Annotated in this window: 16 protein-coding genes; 9 read left to right on the top strand and 7 right to left on the bottom strand. The window is 58.3% G+C overall.

Going from position 1 to position 17,583, the window contains the following annotated elements:
• Positions 1–6 precede the first annotated feature (6 nt).
• The 3 genes from ACOTXT_RS06005 (at position 7) to pheP (ending at position 5,782) form a co-directional block, all read left to right on the top strand.
• On the top strand, positions 7–2,190 hold the full coding sequence (locus tag ACOTXT_RS06005) for a TonB-dependent receptor (protein WP_055321777.1): 2,184 nt from the start codon (positions 7–9) through the stop codon (positions 2,188–2,190).
• Between the two features lie 126 nt (positions 2,191–2,316).
• A complete protein-coding gene (locus ACOTXT_RS06000) occupies positions 2,317–4,290 on the top strand; it encodes a PhoX family protein (RefSeq protein ID WP_063929709.1) in 1,974 nt (657 codons plus the stop codon).
• Positions 4,291–4,393: 103 nt separating this feature from the next.
• A complete protein-coding gene (gene pheP, locus ACOTXT_RS05995) occupies positions 4,394–5,782 on the top strand; it encodes a phenylalanine transporter (protein ID WP_055321775.1) in 1,389 nt (462 codons plus the stop codon).
• Positions 5,783–5,892: 110 nt separating this feature from the next.
• On the opposite strand, the gene ACOTXT_RS05990 is transcribed toward pheP, so the two are convergent.
• Positions 5,893–6,192: a helix-turn-helix domain-containing protein gene (locus ACOTXT_RS05990; protein ID WP_047746098.1), complete on the bottom strand. Its 300-nt coding sequence runs from the start codon at positions 6,190–6,192 to the stop codon at positions 5,893–5,895.
• Entirely contained in the window at positions 6,180–6,542 is a 363-nt protein-coding gene (locus ACOTXT_RS05985; protein ID WP_333165354.1) for a type II toxin-antitoxin system RelE/ParE family toxin, read from the bottom strand. Before ACOTXT_RS05985 ends, ACOTXT_RS05990 begins: the two co-directional genes overlap by 13 nt.
• Positions 6,543–6,748: 206 nt before the next feature.
• Here ACOTXT_RS05985 and ACOTXT_RS05980 point away from each other — a divergent pair, with 206 nt between their 5' ends.
• The 4 genes from ACOTXT_RS05980 (at position 6,749) to ACOTXT_RS05965 (ending at position 11,207) form a co-directional block, all read left to right on the top strand.
• Entirely contained in the window at positions 6,749–7,984 is a 1,236-nt protein-coding gene (locus tag ACOTXT_RS05980) for an MFS transporter (RefSeq protein WP_055321774.1), read from the top strand.
• A 15-nt stretch (positions 7,985–7,999) separates the two neighbouring features.
• On the top strand, positions 8,000–9,025 hold the full coding sequence (locus ACOTXT_RS05975; protein ID WP_055321773.1) for a sugar phosphate isomerase/epimerase family protein: 1,026 nt from the start codon (positions 8,000–8,002) through the stop codon (positions 9,023–9,025).
• A complete protein-coding gene (locus ACOTXT_RS05970; protein ID WP_023293105.1) occupies positions 9,018–10,160 on the top strand; it encodes a Gfo/Idh/MocA family protein in 1,143 nt (380 codons plus the stop codon). Before ACOTXT_RS05975 ends, ACOTXT_RS05970 begins: the two co-directional genes overlap by 8 nt.
• A 75-nt stretch (positions 10,161–10,235) precedes the next feature.
• Positions 10,236–11,207, top strand: coding sequence for a LacI family DNA-binding transcriptional regulator (locus ACOTXT_RS05965; RefSeq protein ID WP_021241589.1), 972 nt, complete (start codon positions 10,236–10,238; stop codon positions 11,205–11,207).
• On the opposite strand, the gene ACOTXT_RS05960 is transcribed toward ACOTXT_RS05965, so the two are convergent.
• Positions 11,208–12,452, bottom strand: a complete 1,245-nt coding sequence (locus tag ACOTXT_RS05960; protein ID WP_032656072.1) for a mechanosensitive ion channel family protein — start codon at positions 12,450–12,452, stop codon at positions 11,208–11,210.
• 65 nt (positions 12,453–12,517) lie between these two features.
• Positions 12,518–13,954 carry an MFS transporter gene (locus tag ACOTXT_RS05955; RefSeq protein ID WP_055321772.1) on the bottom strand — a complete coding sequence of 479 codons (1,437 nt, stop codon included), beginning with the start codon at positions 13,952–13,954 and terminating at the stop codon, positions 12,518–12,520.
• Positions 13,955–14,061: 107 nt separating this feature from the next.
• On the opposite strand from ACOTXT_RS05955, the gene ACOTXT_RS05950 reads away from it, so the two are divergent.
• Both ACOTXT_RS05950 and ACOTXT_RS05945 read left to right on the top strand, forming a co-directional pair.
• Positions 14,062–14,931: a helix-turn-helix transcriptional regulator gene (locus tag ACOTXT_RS05950; protein WP_008499383.1), complete on the top strand. Its 870-nt coding sequence runs from the start codon at positions 14,062–14,064 to the stop codon at positions 14,929–14,931.
• 149 nt (positions 14,932–15,080) lie between these two features.
• On the top strand, positions 15,081–15,683 hold the full coding sequence (locus ACOTXT_RS05945; protein WP_032663988.1) for a hypothetical protein: 603 nt from the start codon (positions 15,081–15,083) through the stop codon (positions 15,681–15,683).
• A 27-nt stretch (positions 15,684–15,710) separates the two neighbouring features.
• Here ACOTXT_RS05945 and nfsB read toward each other — a convergent pair whose 3' ends face one another.
• From nfsB to ACOTXT_RS05930, 3 genes are all read right to left on the bottom strand, one after another.
• Positions 15,711–16,364 carry an oxygen-insensitive NAD(P)H nitroreductase gene (nfsB, locus tag ACOTXT_RS05940; protein ID WP_021241586.1) on the bottom strand — a complete coding sequence of 218 codons (654 nt, stop codon included), beginning with the start codon at positions 16,362–16,364 and terminating at the stop codon, positions 15,711–15,713.
• A 120-nt stretch (positions 16,365–16,484) separates the two neighbouring features.
• The gene (locus tag ACOTXT_RS05935) at positions 16,485–16,853 is read right to left on the bottom strand and encodes an MmcQ/YjbR family DNA-binding protein (RefSeq protein ID WP_023293103.1); all 369 of its coding nucleotides are present in this window, start codon (positions 16,851–16,853) and stop codon (positions 16,485–16,487) included.
• Positions 16,843–17,433 carry a TetR/AcrR family transcriptional regulator gene (locus ACOTXT_RS05930; RefSeq protein WP_008499387.1) on the bottom strand — a complete coding sequence of 197 codons (591 nt, stop codon included), beginning with the start codon at positions 17,431–17,433 and terminating at the stop codon, positions 16,843–16,845. The genes ACOTXT_RS05935 and ACOTXT_RS05930 overlap by 11 nt, the downstream gene beginning before the upstream one ends.
• Between the last annotated feature and the right edge of the window lie 150 nt (positions 17,434–17,583).

The raw sequence follows: 17,583 nt of genomic DNA, 5'->3' as shown, positions 1-17,583 counted from the left end.
TTAACGATGAACAACACCAGAATACACAAAACGCTGCTGGCGCTCGCCGTTGGCGCGGTAACGCATTCCGCCTTCGCGGCGGACGATCAAAAAGAAGATACCCTCGTTGTGCACTCTGCACCGGTCAACGATTTCAAACCCGGTGGCGACCAGCTGGTACCGGCCTTCCTTGACGGACAGGTGGCGAACGGCGGGCGTATGGGGATGCTCGGTCAGCAGAACGCCATGGACGTGCCGTTCAACATCATCAGCTATACCTCGAAGCTGGTGGAAGATCAGCAGGCGAAAACCATTGCTGATGTGATCGCCAACGACGCGGGCGTACAGTTCGTTCAGGGGTACGGCAACAGCGCGGAAACCTACCGCATCCGTGGTCTGAAGTTTGACGGCGACGACATGACCTTTGGCGGTCTGTCCGGCGTGCTGCCGCGTCAGGTGGTGGATACGCAGATGGTTGAGCGCATTGAGATCTTCAAAGGGGCAAACGCCCTGATGAACGGCGCGGCGAGCTCGGGCGTGGGCGGGATGATCAACCTTGAGCCAAAACACGCGGGCGAACTCCCGCAGGCGAAAGTGGGCGTCGACTACACCTCGGACTCCCAGATTGGCACCACGCTGGATGCGGGCCGTCGCTACGGCGACAGCGACCAGTTTGGCGCGCGGGTGAACCTGGTCCACCGCGAAGGGGAAACCGGCATACCGAACGACCGCCGCCGCACCACGCTGCTCTCCACCGGTCTGGATTACAAAGGCGACCGTTTCCGCACCTCGCTGGATCTGGGTTATCAGAAGAAAACCTTCCACGGCAGCCCGACCAGCGTCAATATTTCGGCGGTGGATTTCGTGCCCGAGCCGCCGAAAAACGATCGTAACTTCTCGCAGAAGTGGGCCTACAGCAACATCGAAAACGAATTTGGGATGTGGCGCAGCGAGTACGACATCACCGACGGCTGGACCGCCTATACCGGCCTGGGCGCGCAGCACGCGCACGAGGAAGGGATCTACAGCGCGCCGAAGCTGCTGGATAAAAGCGGTAACGCAACGGTCAGCCGCCTTGATACCAACCGCATCAGCGATTCCGTCAGCGGCATGGCGGGCATTCGCGGTAATTTCAACACCGGCTTCGTCTCGCACAAGGTCAACGTTGGCTATTCTGCGATGACCAAAAATGAAAAGATCGCGTGGAAAATGTCGGCGACGAAGGATAACCCGACCACCAACATCTACCACAACACCGGCGTCGATATGCCGGACAGCACCAACCTCAACGGCTCAGGTGGGAAGTACAGCGATCCGCTGACCAGCGGGCGCACCCGCACCCAGGGCTGGCTGTTGAGCGATACCCTGGGCGTGCTGGACGACAAGCTGCTGTTCACCGCTGGCGCGCGCCATCAGAAGGTGGTCATTCGCGGGTATAACAAAATTACCGGTGCGGAAAACGCGGCAGACGGCTTCGACGGCAGCCGCTGGATGCCAACCTACGGCGTGGTTTACAAACCGTGGGAAGAAATTTCCCTTTACGCCAACCACACCGAAGCGCTGCAGCCGGGCAAAACCGCACCTAACACCGCCACCAACTACGGCCAGAGCACCGGCATCGTTCACTCTAAGCAGAATGAAGTGGGCGTGAAGGCGGACTTTGGCCGCGTGGGCGGATCTCTGGCGCTCTTTGAAATCAAGATGCCCTCGGCGATCCTCGACAGCAACAATCACTACGGCCTGGATGCCGAGCAGCGTAACCGCGGCGTGGAGCTAAACGTCTTCGGCGAGCCGATGCTCGGGATGCGCCTCAACGCCAGCGCCACCTGGCTGCAGGCGGAGCTGACCAAAACCAAAAACGGCGTAAATCAGGGCAACGATGCCATTGGTGTCCCGAACTTCTACGCCGTGCTGGGGGCAGAGTATGACATCAAGCCGATTGATGGCCTGACGGCGACCGCCCGCGTCAACCACTCTGGCGCGCAGTACGCCGATCTTGCCAACACCAAAAAGATCGACAGCTACACCACGCTGGATCTGGGGATGCGCTATCGCTTCGCGGTGAACCACAATGCAAACCAGATGACGGTGCGCGCGGGCATCGACAACGTGACCAATGAAAACTACTGGGCCAGCGTGGACGATTCCGGCACCTACATCACGCAGGGCGAGCCGCGTACCTTTAAGGTCTCGGTTGGCTACGAGTTCTAAGCGTTCCACCTCGTTATCCGGGGCAGGGACGCCCCACACCTCCGCCGTTGTGTTATAAAATTGTAATAAAAGCTTCTTAGACTGGTCGCCGACTCCTTACCTCTTGGCCAATGACAGGAAGCCGCTATGGGCAGACCCCTCAAATCCGTTTTTAAAAAAGAACATCGCGACGACATCGCTAACCGCAGCGCGAACCCGGTATTCTCCGAGGTGGCAGAGGTGTTCCTCTCCCGCCGTCGTTTTCTCCAGATGGGCGCCGTGGCGGGCGCTGCCGTTTCATTCCCCTTTCTGATCAAACCCGAAAATGCCATTGCCGCGGTATCGAAGCCTTCCGCGCTGGCAAAAGCGGTTTCCCTGGGCTTTACCAGCATCGACGTCTCCACCGAAGATACGGTCAGGGTGCCGGAAGGCTATATTGCCCGCCCGTTCTATCGCTGGGGTGACCCGACGGGGATCAAAAACAACATGCCGGCCTTTAAGCCGGACGCCAGCAACACCGCGGATGAACAGGCCGTGCAGGCGGGCATGCACCACGACGGCATGGCGTGGTTTAGCCTGCCGCAGGGAGAGCAAAACCCGGAGCATGGCCTGCTGGCGATGAACCATGAATACATCGACAACGGGATGCTGTTTACCGACGGTACGGCGAACTGGAGCCTCGACAAGGCCCGCAAGGGGCAGAACGCGATGGGCGTGTCGGTGGTGGAAGTGAAAAAATCGGGCAGCGACTGGCAGGTGGTACGCCCGTCTTCATATGCCCGCCGCATCACCGTCAATACGCCGATGCAGCTTACCGGCCCGGCGCGGCATCAGGACTTAATGAAAACCGCCGCCGACCCGCAGGGGGAGCGCGTGCTGGGCACCATGCAGAACTGCGCCAACGGCCATACGCCATGGGGCACCTATCTCACCTGCGAGGAGAACTGGTCGGATATTTTTGTCAAAAAAACCGATCTCAACCCGCTGGAAAAACGCTACGGGATCAGCGACAGCGATGAATCCTACCGCTGGAACGAGGTGGACGAGCGATTTAGCGTTGATAAAACCCCTAACGAACCTAACCGCTTCGGCTGGGTCGTGGAGATCGATCCCTACAACCCGACCTCCACGCCGCGCAAGCACACCGCCCTGGGCCGCTTCAAGCATGAGGGGGCGGCCGTCACGCTTGCCGCCGATAACCGCGTGGTGGTCTATATGGGGGACGACCAGAAGTTCGAGTACATCTATAAGTTTGTCTCGGACAAAAAATACGATCCCGCGAACCGTGAAGCCAATATGCAGCTGCTGACGTCCGGCACGCTGTACGTTGCCCGCTTCAACGAAGACGGGAGCGGCGACTGGCTGCCGCTGATCTTCGGGCAAAATGGCCTGGATAAGAGCAACGGGTTTGAAAACCAGGGCGATCTGCTGATTAAAACCCGCCTGGCGGCAGACGCGGTGGGGGCAACGAAGATGGATCGCCCCGAGTGGATAGCGGTCGACCCGCACGCCAGCGGCAGCGTCTACTGTACGCTCACCAACAACAGCGATCGCGGGAAGGAGGGTAAGGCACCGGTTGATGCCGCCAACCCGCGCGCTAATAACGTGTTTGGTCATATTATGCACTGGCACGAAGAGGGGGCCGATCCTGCTGCCGCTCGCTTTAAGTGGGATATTCTGGTGATGGGCGGGCGGACCGACAGCGACGATCCGAAGGCTAAAGGTTCCATGCAGGGGGCGGCCTTCGGCAGCCCCGATGGCCTGTCGTTCGATCATCAGGGCGTGCTGTGGATCCAGACCGACGTCTCTTCCAGCACCATCAATAAGAAAGCCTACGAGGGGATGGGCAATAACCAGATGGTGGCCACCATTCCGGGCACCAACGAGTACCGCCGTTTCCTGACCGGACCGCGCGGGTGTGAAATTACCGGGATTGCGTTTACGCCGGACAACCGGACGCTGTTCATCAACATTCAGCATCCGGGGGAGGGCGGGGATGATATCACCGACCCTGCTAACCCTCGCGCTGTTTCCAACTGGCCAGACGCGAATCCGAACGGACGCCCGCGTTCCTCAACGGTGGTCATCGTCAAAGCGGACGGCGGGATCATCGGCTCATAACCTTGCATCGCCGGGGGCATGCCGTGCCCCCGGCGTTAAACTTGCTACCGCCAGCATGAAGTGTTAAAACGTGCCCCTTCTAAAAAAGAGACAGGGGTAGGACGTGAAAGACGCGTCATCCGCTTCAGGCCATGGTAGCGCTGAAGCCTCGTTGGATCAGAATCCGACGCTGCAACGTGGTTTGCAAAATCGACATATTCAGTTAATTGCCCTTGGCGGGGCAATCGGTACCGGGCTCTTTCTCGGCATCGGCCCCGCTATTCAGATGGCCGGTCCGGCGGTGCTGCTGGGTTACGGTATCGCCGGGATTATCGCCTTCCTGATCATGCGCCAGCTTGGCGAGATGGTCGTTGAAGAGCCGGTGTCAGGCTCCTTCGCGCATTTTGCCTATAAATACTGGGGTCCGTTCGCAGGCTTCCTCTCCGGCTGGAACTACTGGGTGATGTTCGTGCTGGTTGGGATGGCGGAGCTGACCGCCGCAGGCATCTATATGCAGTACTGGCTGCCGGATGTCCCGACGTGGATCTGGGCGGCGGCCTTCTTCATCATCATTAACGCCGTTAACCTCGTCAACGTGCGCCTGTATGGTGAAACCGAGTTCTGGTTTGCGCTGATCAAGGTGCTGGCGATTATCGGCATGATCGGCTTTGGCCTGTGGCTGCTGTTCTCCGGCCACGGCGGCGAGCGGGCCACTATCGACAACCTATGGCAGCACGGCGGCTTCCTGGCGACCGGCTGGAAAGGGCTCATCCTCTCGTTGGCGGTGATCATGTTCTCCTTCGGCGGGCTGGAGCTGATTGGCATCACCGCCGCGGAAGCGCGCGACCCGCATAAAAGCATTCCGAAAGCGGTTAACCAGGTGGTGTACCGTATCCTGCTGTTCTATATCGGCTCGCTGGTGGTGCTGCTGGCGCTCTACCCGTGGGTGGAAGTGAAGTCAGACAGCAGCCCGTTCGTGATGATTTTCCACGATCTGAACAGCAACGTGGTGGCTTCTGCGCTGAACTTCGTCATTCTGGTGGCGTCGCTGTCGGTCTATAACAGCGGCGTTTACTCCAACAGCCGCATGCTGTTTGGTCTCTCCGTGCAGGGTAACGCGCCGAAATTCCTCACCCGCGTCAGCCGTCGCGGCGTGCCGGTGAACTCGCTGTTCCTTTCCGGGGCGATTACCTCGCTGGTGGTGCTGATCAACTATCTGCTGCCGAAAGAGGCCTTTGGCCTGCTGATGGCGCTGGTTGTCGCTACGCTGCTGCTGAACTGGATCATGATCTGCCTCGCGCACCTGCGATTCCGCGCCGCGATGCGCCGCAAGGGGCGCGAGACGCAGTTCAAGGCGCTGCTTTACCCGGCGGGGAACTACCTCTGTATCGCGTTCCTGGCGTTGATTCTGGTGCTGATGTGCACCATGGATGAGATGCGACTTTCAGCAATGCTGCTGCCGGTATGGGTGGTGTTCCTGTTTATCGCGTTTAAGCTCTCGCGTAAAAAGTAGTGCGGCTTTCGCCCGGTGGCGCTGCGCTTACCGGGCCTACATGTTCGGGGCCGTTATTATTTTGTAGGCCGGGTCAGGCGCAGCCGCCACCCGGCTTTGAACGAGCAGTATCAAATCTGAAACGCTATCCGTTTCCCATTCGGTAGCGTCACATCAATGCTCATTTCACCGCCGAGCGCACTGACATAGCGTTTGAGTGTTGAAAGCCGGGGATCGTTTCCCGGCTGTTCGATTTTTGCCAAAGTGGGTTGTTTTACCCCCATTGCTGCGGCCAGTTCTGTCTGGGAAATATTGAGCTCTTCCCGCAGCTGGTTCAGGGCAACAATTCTGCGCATCACTTCAACTTTAGCCGCTATACGCTCCTGACTTTCCGCGCTCTGTTGTGCCATGAGTTCTTTTAGCGTTGCCATATGGCCTCCTTATCCGCCAGATGTCTGCTGTATTCAACGTCAGCCAGCGCGATCATTTCGTTATAAAACCGTTTTTGATTGCAACCGGTTTTGTCTCCAGCACAGAGCACAATTGCCTTACGGTCAGGATCAAAAGTAAAAAAGGCTCTGATGGGATTACCCGCATGCTGAATACGTAACTCTTTCATGTTCGCATAGGCTGAATCCTTCACGGTGTCTACGTATGGTCGCCCCAGGGTTGGGCCAAATTCAGCAAGAATATGCATCGTCGCCAGCACATCTTCTTTTAATGCTGTTGTTTGTTCAAAGAACCAGTCGTCAAATCTGTCCGTTGTCTCGACGTTCCACATCGTTTCTCCTGTAGCTTCCTCGCGGTATCATTTTATAGCCTATTAGCTATATGGACAACCAAAACGCCTCGTTTGTCATACAACGATCTTTATCGTGACCCCCCTCCCAAATCTGTTTCGATCCACAGGATCTTTATTTTGTAATCGATTACTTTTTCATTTGAATTGATTTGTAATCGATTACTTTTTTCCGGGTGAGGCTTATTATGGTGTCAACTGAAAGTAGTGAAAAGGCGATAGCGCAGCATCGGCTACTGGTGCCGCGGCTGTCGCTGATGATGTTTCTGCAGTTTTTTATCTGGGGTAGCTGGTCGGTTACGCTCGGCCTGGTGATGACCCAGCACAACATGTCTCTGCTGATTGGCGATGCGTTCTCCGCCGGGCCTATCGCCTCCATTCTCTCGCCGTTCGTGCTCGGCATGCTGGTGGACCGCTTCTTCGCCTCGCAGAAGGTGATGGCGGTGATGCACCTGGCGGGCGCGGCGATCCTCTGGTTCGTGCCGGGGGCGCTGATTGCCGAGAACGGCGCGCTGCTGATTGGCCTGCTGTTTGGCTACACGCTCTGCTACATGCCGACGCTGGCGCTGACCAACAACATCGCGTTTCACAGCCTGGCAAACGTGGATAAAACCTTCCCGGTGGTGCGCGTGTTCGGCACCATCGGCTGGATCGCGGCGGGCATTTTCATCGGCGTCACCGGCGTGTCGTCCAGTGTTACCATCTTTCAGGTGGCGGCGGCCAGCTCCGTGCTGCTGGCGCTTTACAGCCTGACGCTGCCGCACACGCCAGCCCCGGCGAAAGGCCTGCCGGTGAAGGTGCGCGATCTTTTCTGCGCGGATGCCTTTGCGCTGCTCAAAACCCGCCACTTTTTCGTCTTCTCCGTCTGCGCGATGCTGATCTCCGTCCCGCTCGGCACCTATTACGCCTACACCGCCTCGTATCTGGCGGATGCGGGAATTGCCGACGTCAGCACCGCCATGTCCTTCGGGCAGATGTCCGAGATCGTCTTCATGCTGGTTATTCCGCTGCTGTTCCGCCGTCTGGGCGTGAAGGTCATGCTGTTGATCGGCATGCTGGCGTGGTTTGTGCGTTACGCCATGTTCGCGCTGGGCGTCAGCGAGGAGGGGCGCATTCTGCTGTATCTCGGCATCCTGCTGCACGGCGTCTGCTACGATTTCTTCTTTGTCGTCGGCTTTATCTACACCGACCGCGTGGCGGGCGAGAAGGTGAAAGGCCAGGCCCAGAGCATGATCGTCATGTTCACCTACGGCATCGGCATGCTGCTCGGCTCGCAGATTTCCGGCGCGCTCTATAACCGCCTGGTGGCAGGGCAGACCGTGCCGCAGGCGTGGGTGACATTCTGGTGGATCCCGGCGGTAGCGGCCGCGGCGATCGCGCTGATTTTCCTTCTCACGTTTAAGTATGACGATGACAAGGCGTAACTTTCAGGAGGTGGTATGAGGACGATGAAAGGACCCGGCATTTTTTTGTCGCAGTTTATTGGCGCAGAAGCGCCGTTTAATTCGCTCGATGGGCTGGCTGAATGGGCGGCAGGTAAAGGTTATAAGGCGGTGCAGATCCCCTGCAACCATCCGCACATCTTTGACGTCGAGAAAGCCGCAGAGAGCCAGACCTACTGCGACGACATCACCGCTAAGCTGGCCGCGCACGGGCTGGTTATCAGCGAACTGTCGACCCATCTGGAAGGGCAGCTCGTGGCGGTGAACCCCGCCTACAGCGACGCGTTTGACCACTTTGCGCCCGCTTCCGTGCGCGGTAACGATGCTGCGCGTCGGGCGTGGGCCACGGAGAAGCTGAAGCAGGGGGCGGTCGCCTCGGCAAGATTAGGTCTGAAAGCACACGCCACCTTCTCCGGCTCGCTGGCGTGGCCGTTTTTCTACCCGTGGCCGCCGCATAACGAGCAGCGTTTTCAGGAAGCGTTCGAGGCGCTGGCGACCCGCTGGCGGCCAATACTGGATACCTTCGACGAGCAGGGCGTGGACGTCTGCTTTGAGCTGCATCCGGGGGAAGATCTGCACGACGGCGTCACCTTCGAGCGTTTTCTTGCGCTGGTGGACAACCATCCGCGCTGCAACATTCTCTACGATCCAAGCCATATGCTGCTTCAGCAGATGGACTATCTGGCCTTTATCGATATCTTCCATGCGCGCATTAAAGCGTTCCACGTGAAGGATGCCGAGTTTCGCCCCAGCTGGCGCAGCGGCGTCTACGGTGGTTACCAGCCGTGGATCAACCGCGCCGGACGCTTCCGCTCGCCCGGCGACGGGCAGATCGACTTCAAAGGCATTTTCGGCAAGCTGACCCAGTACGACTATGACGGCTGGGCGGTGCTGGAGTGGGAGTGCTGCCTGAAGGATGGCGATACCGGGGCGAGTGAAGGCAGCGAATTTATCCGCCGCCACATCATTCCGGTTGCCGGGCGCGCGTTTGACGATTTCGCCGCAGGGGGCAGCCATGATTAACGTCGGGATCGTCGGCAGCGGGTTTATTGGCCCGGCACATATCGAGGCGCTCAGGCGCCTTGGGTTTGTTCAGGTGGTCGCGCTGTGCGACGGCTCGCTCGTTAAGGCGCAGGAAAAGGCGCGCCTGCTAAACGTACCGCATGTGTACGGCAGCGTTGAGGAGCTGCTCGCGCACCCTGATTTGCACGTGGTGCACAACTGCACGCCGAACCACCTGCATGCACAGATTAACCGCCAGATCCTGCGCGCGGGCAAGCACGTGTTTTCCGAAAAGCCGCTGTGCATGATCCCTGAGGAGGCGCGCGAGCTGGTGGCGCTGGCGGAGCAGACGGGCGTGGTGCATGGCGTGAGCTTTGTCTATCGCCAGTTTGCGATGGTGCGTCAGGCGGCGAGCATGATGCGCGCAAGCAGCCTCGGGCGGATTTTTGCCTCACACGGCAGCTACCTACAGGACTGGATGCTGCTGGAAACCGACTACAACTGGCGGGTGGATGCCGCGCTCGGCGGCGCATCGCGCGCGGTGGCGGATATCGGCTCCCACTGGTGCGACACGGTGCAGTTCGTTACCGGGCGGCGCATTACCGAGGTGATGGCTGATTTATCCATCGTCTGGCCGACGCGCAGGGCCAGCAAGGTCGGGAATCAAACCTTCTCCCACGACGAGCAGGCGGAGTATGTAGACAAACCGGTCACGACCGAAGACTTCGGCTCGGTGCTGTTCCGCTTTGACGACGGCAGCAAGGGCTGCTTTAGCATCTCGCAGGTGAGCGCCGGGCGTAAAAACCGCCTGACGTTTGAGATCAACGGCAGCGAGCGCTCGCTGGCGTGGGACCAGGAGGTGCCGCAGCAGCTGTGGATCGGCCATCGCGCGCAGGCTAACCAGACGCTCACCGACGATCCGGGCCTGATGAACCCTGACGTGGCCGACAGCGCCCACTTCCCCGGCGGACATATCGAAGGCTGGCCGGACGCCTTCAAAAATATGATGGCGCAGTTCTACCGCGCCGTGCAGGCGGGCGCGATGCCGGATACGCCGCAGTTTGCGACGTTTCACGATGGCGCAAACGTGATGTATATCATTGATGCCATTGTGAAAAGCCATCAGCAGCAGCGCTGGGTGCGCGTGGAACAATAACGCGTTGCCCGGTTCGCCGGGCAATAAATTTATGGTAGCCTGCACAAAACGCTAACCGCAGGATGTGTCGTCGCTATGTCAATTCAGAAAATCGCTCAGCTGGCCGGGGTCTCCGTGGCGACGGTCTCCCGCGTGCTGAATAACAGCGACACCGTGAAGGCGAAAAACCGCGAGCGCGTTCTGCGGGCGATTCAGGAGAGCAACTACCAGCCAAACCTGCTCGCCCGTCAGCTGCGCACCGCTCGCAGCTATATGATCCTGGTGATGGTGTCCAACATTGCCAACCCGTTCTGCGCCGAAGTGGTGAAGGGCATCGAAGCCGAGGCGGAGAAAAACGGCTACCGCATTCTGCTGTGCAACTCCGGCTCGGACATCGAGCGCTCCCGCTCGGGCTTAAGCCTGCTCTCCGGCAAAATCGTCGACGGCATTATCACCATGGACGCCTTCTCGAAGCTGCCGGAACTTGCCGCGCTGATTGGTTCTGCACCGTGGGTGCAGTGCGCCGAATATGCCGATGCGGGCGCGGTCTCCTGCGTCGGCATCAATGATGTGGACGCTTCACAGCATGCCGTCAGCCAGCTGGCCGACGGCGGCCGCAAGCGTATCGCGATGATCAACCACGATCTCAGCTACAAATATGCCCGCCTGCGCGAACGCGGCTACAAGAGCGTGATCCACCTGCGCGATCTGGACTATCAGGCGGTGGAGTATGCCAGCGATCTCAGCTCCGGGGCGGGCATGGCGGCGATGCAAAACCTGTTAAAAGATAATCCGCCGGATGCGGTATTTGCCGTTTCCGATACGCTGGCGGCGGGCGCGCTGCGCGCCATTCAGCAGGCAGGTCTTCGGGTGCCGGAGGATATTGCCGTGGTCGGCTTTGACGGTACGGAGCTGGCGGACATGATTTCGCTCACCACCATCGAACAGCCGTCGCGGGATATCGGGCGCAAGGCGGTCGATCTGCTCTTAAATAAGATCGACAACCCGGACGCGCCCACGGAAAGGGTGATGATGGACTGGCGCTTTATTTCCCGCGCCAGCACCTGATTATTGCGCGATGACGCCAGCCAGGGAGCGAATATCGTTCCCGGTTGGCGACTGGTGAATGCGCAGACCAAATTCATCCACCACCGCGAAAATATGGTCGAAGATGTCGGCCTGAATCTCCTCATATTCTGCCCAGACCACCGTGTTGGTGAAGGCGTATATTTCAATAGGCAGGCCGTTGGCGTCAGGCGCGAGCTGACGCACCATCAGCGTCATATCTTTACGAATGCGCGGGTGGTTGCGCAGATATTCGTTCAGGTAGGCGCGGAAGGTGCCGATATTGGTCATCTTGCGCAGGTTTAATACCGATTCCCCTTCACCGTTCTGCTGATTCCACAGGCTAATTTCCTCATGGCGTGCGGCCAAATAAGGCTTCAGCAGCTTCGCCTGAATGAGTTTCTGCTGCTCCTGCTCGTCGAGAAAATGAATGCTGGTGGTATCAATGTTCAGGCTGCGCTTAATACGTCGTCCGCCGGAGGCCGACATGCCGCTCCAGTTGATAAAGGCGTCGGAGACCAGCGCCCACGTCGGAATGGTCGTAATCGTATTATCGAAATTGCGCACTTTCACGGTGGTCAGGCCGATATCCGTCACCGTGCCGTTGGCACCGTATTTCGGCATCTCCAGCCAGTCGCCGAGCTTGAGCATATCGTTGGCGGAAAGCTGGATACCCGCTACAAGTCCAAGTATCGGGTCTTTAAACACCAGCATCAGCACGGCGGCCATGGCGCCCAGACCGCTGATCAGAATCGCCGGAGACTGGCCAATCAGCAGGGAGATAATCAATATCCCCACCAGAATGGCGCTCACCAGCTTGATGCCCTGGAAAATCCCCTTCAGCGGCAGCTGCGACGCGGTGGCCATTTTCTGCGACAGATTGAAAATCACGTCCAGCAGCGAGAAGAAGGAGAGCAGGGCATAGACCATCACCCACAGCTTCGCGCAGGTGGTGAGTATTTCCGCCGCTTCGCTGCCTTTTTGCAGCCACAGTACCGCCTGGACGTTGACGATTATCCCCTGCAGGGTAAAGGCCAGACGGTGAAATAATTTATTCTGGGTGATGATCTGCAGCCATAAATGGCTGCTGGCCTGCGCGCGCTTTTCGAATGCGCGAAGTACCCCTTTGTGCAGAATAAAATGAACGATGATGGCGGTAAGAAAAATAATACCAAAGATAATCACTAAAGAGGTGGTGTGATTAATTTCAATGCCTAACTCTTCAACCTGAGCAATCAATTCCTGCATAACGTCTCCTGTATTTTTGCAGCCCCATAATGGCGGCTGCGGATCTATTATGCAAATTCACGAACTTATTTGGCGGCCTGACAGATCTTCGCCACCGGCAGGCACAGGCTATGGCGGATACGCAGCGTCGCCAGAGCAAGTACCACCATCATAGCTGTTTCCACCATCAGGAAGACGTTCACCGCCTGGGTGTAATCCCCGTGATGGTTTTGAAGCGCGTGCAGCAAAATGGCGCCAAAAATGGCCGGGCCAAGGCCCAGTGCGGCCTGCTGCAGGGTGCTTAAAATAGCGCTCGCGGCTCCCGCGTCGTCAGGCTGAATGTCGCGCATCCCGATGCGGTAGAAACTGTTCACGATCAGCGCCTGCCCGTAGCCCACCAGTCCGGTCGCGGGTGCCAGCGTCAGGGTGGTATTCTCCATGCCCCAAACGCGGAACGTGGCGATCAGCGCCAGCAGGCCGGTAATCTGGATCGCCAGACCCGTCAGCAGGATTGTGCTGGTGCTGTAGCGGGCAATCAGCCGCGGCGCGAACCACGCCGAAACAAAGTAGGTCACGCCAAGGGCGATAAAACTGTTCCCGGACTGCCACGGCGCCATCCCCAGGCCGGTTTGCATGGTCAGCGCCATACAGAACATAAACCCGGACCAGGCGCTGAAAAAGAGCATCGCAATCAGGACGCCAAAGCGCACGCTGCGAAGCGCAAGCAGGCGCGGCGGGATCAGCGGGTGGGCATTCTCACGCTCTTTTTTGCGCGCGTTCAGCGCCATCAGCCAGGCCAGCGGGACAAGGGCGAGCAGCATCGCCTTCAGCGGCCAGGACCAGTGCCACTGGGGGCCGAGCGCCATCGGGAACAGCAGGCAGCAAAGCATGACCGCCAGCAGCGCGGTACCCGGCCAGTCGATGCGTGACGGCGTCTCGCGACGGGTTTCCGGTACGAAGCGGCGGCTCAGCGCCAGCACCACCAGACAAATCGGCACGTTGATAAAGAAGGCGTTTCGCCAGCCCAGCCCGGCGATGTCCGCCGATACCAGCCAGCCGCCGCCCATTTGTCCCACGATAAACGCAATCCCGCCGATGCCGCCGAACAGGCTGATGGCTTTGGCGTGGGCGGTGCCTTTCAGCGTGACGTGCAGCGTGGCAAGAATTTGCGGCACGATCAGTGCGGCCCCCGCGCCCTGAACGATGCGCGCGGCGAGCAGCTGTTCAATGTTCCCCGCCATTCCGCACAGCAGCGAGGCCAGGCCAAAGCTCGCCACACCCAACATGAACAGACGACGACGGCCAAAGTTATCTCCCAGCTTGCTGCCGAGCGCGAGGCAGACGGCAAAGGCCACGCCGTAGAGGGCGACGATCAGCTCCAGTTCGGTAGCGGTCGCATGCAGTGAATGGGTGATGGCGTCCAGCGCCACGTTGGTGATTGAGGTATCAATCATCGGCAGCATCTGGCCGGTTAACAGCAATATCAGGCCAGCGCGACCCGGTGAAACAACTGACGTATTCATGGTAACTCCATTGCGTCATTCAACAGATGGTCGTAGCATCTACCATCAGATAAACGGGTACCAGTTCTTGCTTATACTGGTACTGGCACTACCATGCAGGGGGATTTATGGCGCTGATGTCTGAACCGGTCGTTTCACGTCAGGATGACACCCGAAAACAGCTCGGGGCATTTTTACGCGCCCGGCGGGAAAGTCTCGATCCGCAGCGCTTAGGTTTGCCGCGCAGCGGTCGCCGCCGCACGCCGGGCCTGCGCCGGGAAGAGGTGGCGATGCTCGCTGATGTGGGCGTCACCTGGTACACCTGGCTTGAGCAGGGCAGGGACGTCAATCCGTCCAGCGCGGTGATGGCGGCCGTGGCAAAAGCGCTGCAATGTACCCCGACCGAGGCCCGGCATCTGTTTGTGTTAGCAGGTTTACCGCCGGGTGAAGCGCCGCAGGCGGTCTGCTGCGAGGGCATTAGCGAAGGCACGCGCCGCCTGCTGGATACGCTGATGCCGAAACCCGCCAGCATTCAGAAACCGAACTTCGATATCGTGGCGTGGAACGACAGCTTCGGGCATCTGATGGGCGTCGATTTCAATGACATCCCTCCCGAAGATCGCAACTGTATTTATCTGTTCCTCACGCATCCGGCGTGGCGCGCGCGCCTCGGCAGACGCGACGACGTGCTGCCCATCTTTGTCTCCTATTTCCGCGCGGCGATGGCCGAACACCGGGGCGATCCGCTGTGGGAGGCCAAGCTGGCGCGCTTCTTTGCAGTGTCCGAAGAGTTTAAAACCCTGTGGCACCAGCGCAACGACGTGCGCGGCGTGGAGAACCAGCTCAAGCTGTTTACCCATCCCGAGCTGGGGGATTTTACGCTGCAGCAGATGTACTGGTATTCCGCGCCGCGAAACGGATCGCGGCTGCTGGTGTATCTGCCGGTGGATGAGGCGGGAGAGCGGGCGATGGCGTGGCTGGCGGCGCAAGGGAAATAATTTTTGCGAGGGGCTTTCAGGGAATAAGAGCCGTCTCTGCTAAGTGGAGAAGACTGGCGTAATGTGGGGGTTAACTTAAACCCATCACTGAATCGACATCATTTCGACGGGGTGTTAAGTCGTCTATACTCACGCCATGAGAAACCACCATGTCGCCACTGATGATTGATTTCGCAGATTTCAGCCAAAAATTAGGCCTTATCTCCCGAAACGTCGAACATACCGAAGCGTTTCTTGCGCGGGGTACGGTGGATTTTCATCTGCCCGGATTTATGCTGCCTGTGGGATATCGCTTGTTAAAATCGCGCTACGGCGATGAATATCGTCTCGTGACCACCGAGGACGGAAAACCCTATACGGCGTATGCGGTCAAGCTGACGTTTCATAAAGAAATTACGTTCCCCCACGGTGCTGCGACACAGGTCATGGTGTGGCGTACGCCACGCGCTGTCCATCAGCGGGTTATAAGTGGTTTACCACAATCCTTCTTTCAATGGGTGCTAAGCGAATACGACATTGTTGTGTCTGACAGCGAACAAACCGGCGACGGACAGCGGTTTTGGTTACGCATGATAGACTGGGCGTTCAGCATGAATTATCGGATAAGCGTGGCTGACGGTACGGTAGGAGAAGAGTGGCACTTAACGCCGGTGAGCTCATATGCCGAGCTGGAAGAGCGCTGGATTGCGTTTGCCTGGGGACACGATCGTGATGTGCACCCACATCGCAGATTAGTCATCAGTAAAGCGTAACGGGCCGCACAGAGCGGCCCGTTTTGTTTAGCACTCGGTCACAATCGTGCTCAGCGGCAGGCGAGATTTCGGCAGCGTGGCGTTGAAATCTTCCACGCTGTGATGCCCAACCGGCACCACCACCAGGCTGGTGAAGCCTTTCTCTTTCAGGCCAAACTCTTCGTCGAGGATCGCGGCGTCGAAACCTTCAATCGGTACCGCGTCCAGGCCCAGCGCAGCCACGCCCAGCAGGAAGTTACCGACGTTCAGGTAAACCTGCTTCGCCATCCACTGGTCGTCATCTTTCAGATCCACGCGGTGCATGTCGGCAAAGTAGGTACGGCCCTTATGGTTTGCCGCTTTCGCTTCCGGGGTATTAAAGCGACCATCGGCCTCTTCCTGATCGACAACGCGCTCCAGCCAGGCGTCGTCCATCGCGGTTTTCGCGCAGAACACCACCACGTGAGAAGCATCCAGCATTTTGCGTTCGTTGAACACATAGGTGCCCGCCGCGGACTTCGCCACGCGCGCTTTTCCTTCCTCGGTGCTGGCGACAATAAAGTGCCACGGCTGGGAGTTGGTGCTGGACGGGCTGTACTGCAGCAGGGTTTTGATTTTTTCCGCTTCTTCAGCGGTCAGTTTTTTGCTTGCGTCGAACGCCTTGGTGGAGTGGCGTTTCAGCGCAACAGAAATGATATCCATAACAACTCCTGATGATGAAATTCGCCCGCGTGCGGGCGCGAAAGGTGAGCAGATTACAGCGGGACGCGGAAAAAGATAAGGGCAATTCGAGCGCTTAATCTGTTCGTCTCAGACGAACAATCAGACCGGCCGGATCCACTTCTGGTCTTTTTTCGGCAGTTTATCCACCACCAGATGCCAGGAATCATTGATGAGATCGGTAACCAGTTCCGGCGTCACGTCGTCCGTACCGTAAAGGGAAATCCAGTGCTTTTTGTTGAGGTGATAGCCCGGTTCAACGCCGCGATAAATCTGCTGATTTAACAGCGATTTTTCCGGGTCTGACTTCAGGCTAACGTGCGGCCGCCCGTGGGCGACGGCCACAATCATGAAAATTTTCCCGCCCACTTTAAACACGTCAAACTCCGGCCCAAACGGCCAGCAGTGTTCGGTGAACGGCAGCTCCAGCGCCACGCGTTTTGCGTGTTCCTGCAACGTTTTACTGTCCATCACTCTCTTCCTGGGCAAGCCCGCGCCACATTACCTCAAAGCCGAGCGCTTTAAACTCAACGGCGCGGGACGGATCGCGGGTGGCAAATTCCATCGTGCTTTCGGCCAGCGATAAGAAAAGCGCATCGCCAAACGTTTTAAATTCATCAGACATAAACACCTGACGCACCGAGCGGCGGCAGAGCTCATGCAGCTCCGGGAACATCTCTTTCACCGCCTGTTCCGTTTCGGCGCTCAGCTTTTCACTGACGCCAATCTGGCGGATCGCCGCATGGGCAACCGGGTTACGAATACCCCAGTCCACATAGCTGTTCCAGATATTGCGGGTATGTTCTTTGGGCAGCGTGATGGTGCGATCGAGGTTCGCCAGCATGGTCTGGCAGAGATCCTGCTTCAGGTGCAGATAGAGGGCATTCAGCAGATCGTCTTTCGTAGCAAAGTAGCGGAACAGGGTGCCTTCGGCGACGCCCGCCTTACGGGCAATGAGCGCCGTTGAGGCGGCAATACCTGACTGTGCAAACGCCGTGGTTGCGGCGTCCAGTAAGGCCTGTTTTTTATCTTCACTCTTCGGACGTGCCACTAAATTTTTCCTCCTGTCAATTATAAGGAAGGTGCGAATAAGTCCGAGATGTGAGATCATCGTGTTGTAACCTGAACCCAGAATGAGTAACCGGATGAGCCAGCAACTGACTTTTGCCGACAGTGAGTTTTCCAGTAAACGCCGCCAGAC

The sequence above is a fragment of the Enterobacter cloacae complex sp. IR5422 genome (assembly GCF_049238165.1).
Taxonomy (GTDB): domain Bacteria; phylum Pseudomonadota; class Gammaproteobacteria; order Enterobacterales; family Enterobacteriaceae; genus Enterobacter; species Enterobacter roggenkampii.
Note: the sequence above shows the minus strand (reverse complement) of the source record. Positions and strands in the feature narration are given on the sequence as shown.

What these genes read in the sequence shown, in the direction of transcription:
- ACOTXT_RS05950 (WP_008499383.1), top strand. Translation starts at nt 14,062, where the DNA reads ATGGCGCTGATGTCTGAACCGGTCGTTTCACGTCAGGATGACACCCGA.
- ACOTXT_RS06005 (WP_055321777.1), top strand. Translation starts at nt 7, where the DNA reads ATGAACAACACCAGAATACACAAAACGCTGCTGGCGCTCGCCGTTGGC.
- ACOTXT_RS05935 (WP_023293103.1), bottom strand. Translation starts at nt 16,853, where the DNA reads ATGGACAGTAAAACGTTGCAGGAACACGCAAAACGCGTGGCGCTGGAG.
- ACOTXT_RS05945 (WP_032663988.1), top strand. Translation starts at nt 15,081, where the DNA reads ATGTCGCCACTGATGATTGATTTCGCAGATTTCAGCCAAAAATTAGGC.
- ACOTXT_RS05955 (WP_055321772.1), bottom strand. Translation starts at nt 13,954, where the DNA reads ATGAATACGTCAGTTGTTTCACCGGGTCGCGCTGGCCTGATATTGCTG.
- ACOTXT_RS05965 (WP_021241589.1), top strand. Translation starts at nt 10,236, where the DNA reads ATGTCAATTCAGAAAATCGCTCAGCTGGCCGGGGTCTCCGTGGCGACG.
- ACOTXT_RS05990 (WP_047746098.1), bottom strand. Translation starts at nt 6,192, where the DNA reads ATGGCAACGCTAAAAGAACTCATGGCACAACAGAGCGCGGAAAGTCAG.
- ACOTXT_RS05960 (WP_032656072.1), bottom strand. Translation starts at nt 12,452, where the DNA reads ATGCAGGAATTGATTGCTCAGGTTGAAGAGTTAGGCATTGAAATTAAT.
- ACOTXT_RS05980 (WP_055321774.1), top strand. Translation starts at nt 6,749, where the DNA reads ATGGTGTCAACTGAAAGTAGTGAAAAGGCGATAGCGCAGCATCGGCTA.
- ACOTXT_RS05970 (WP_023293105.1), top strand. Translation starts at nt 9,018, where the DNA reads ATGATTAACGTCGGGATCGTCGGCAGCGGGTTTATTGGCCCGGCACAT.
- ACOTXT_RS05985 (WP_333165354.1), bottom strand. Translation starts at nt 6,542, where the DNA reads ATGTGGAACGTCGAGACAACGGACAGATTTGACGACTGGTTCTTTGAA.
- nfsB (WP_021241586.1), bottom strand. Translation starts at nt 16,364, where the DNA reads ATGGATATCATTTCTGTTGCGCTGAAACGCCACTCCACCAAGGCGTTC.
- ACOTXT_RS05975 (WP_055321773.1), top strand. Translation starts at nt 8,000, where the DNA reads ATGAGGACGATGAAAGGACCCGGCATTTTTTTGTCGCAGTTTATTGGC.
- ACOTXT_RS06000 (WP_063929709.1), top strand. Translation starts at nt 2,317, where the DNA reads ATGGGCAGACCCCTCAAATCCGTTTTTAAAAAAGAACATCGCGACGAC.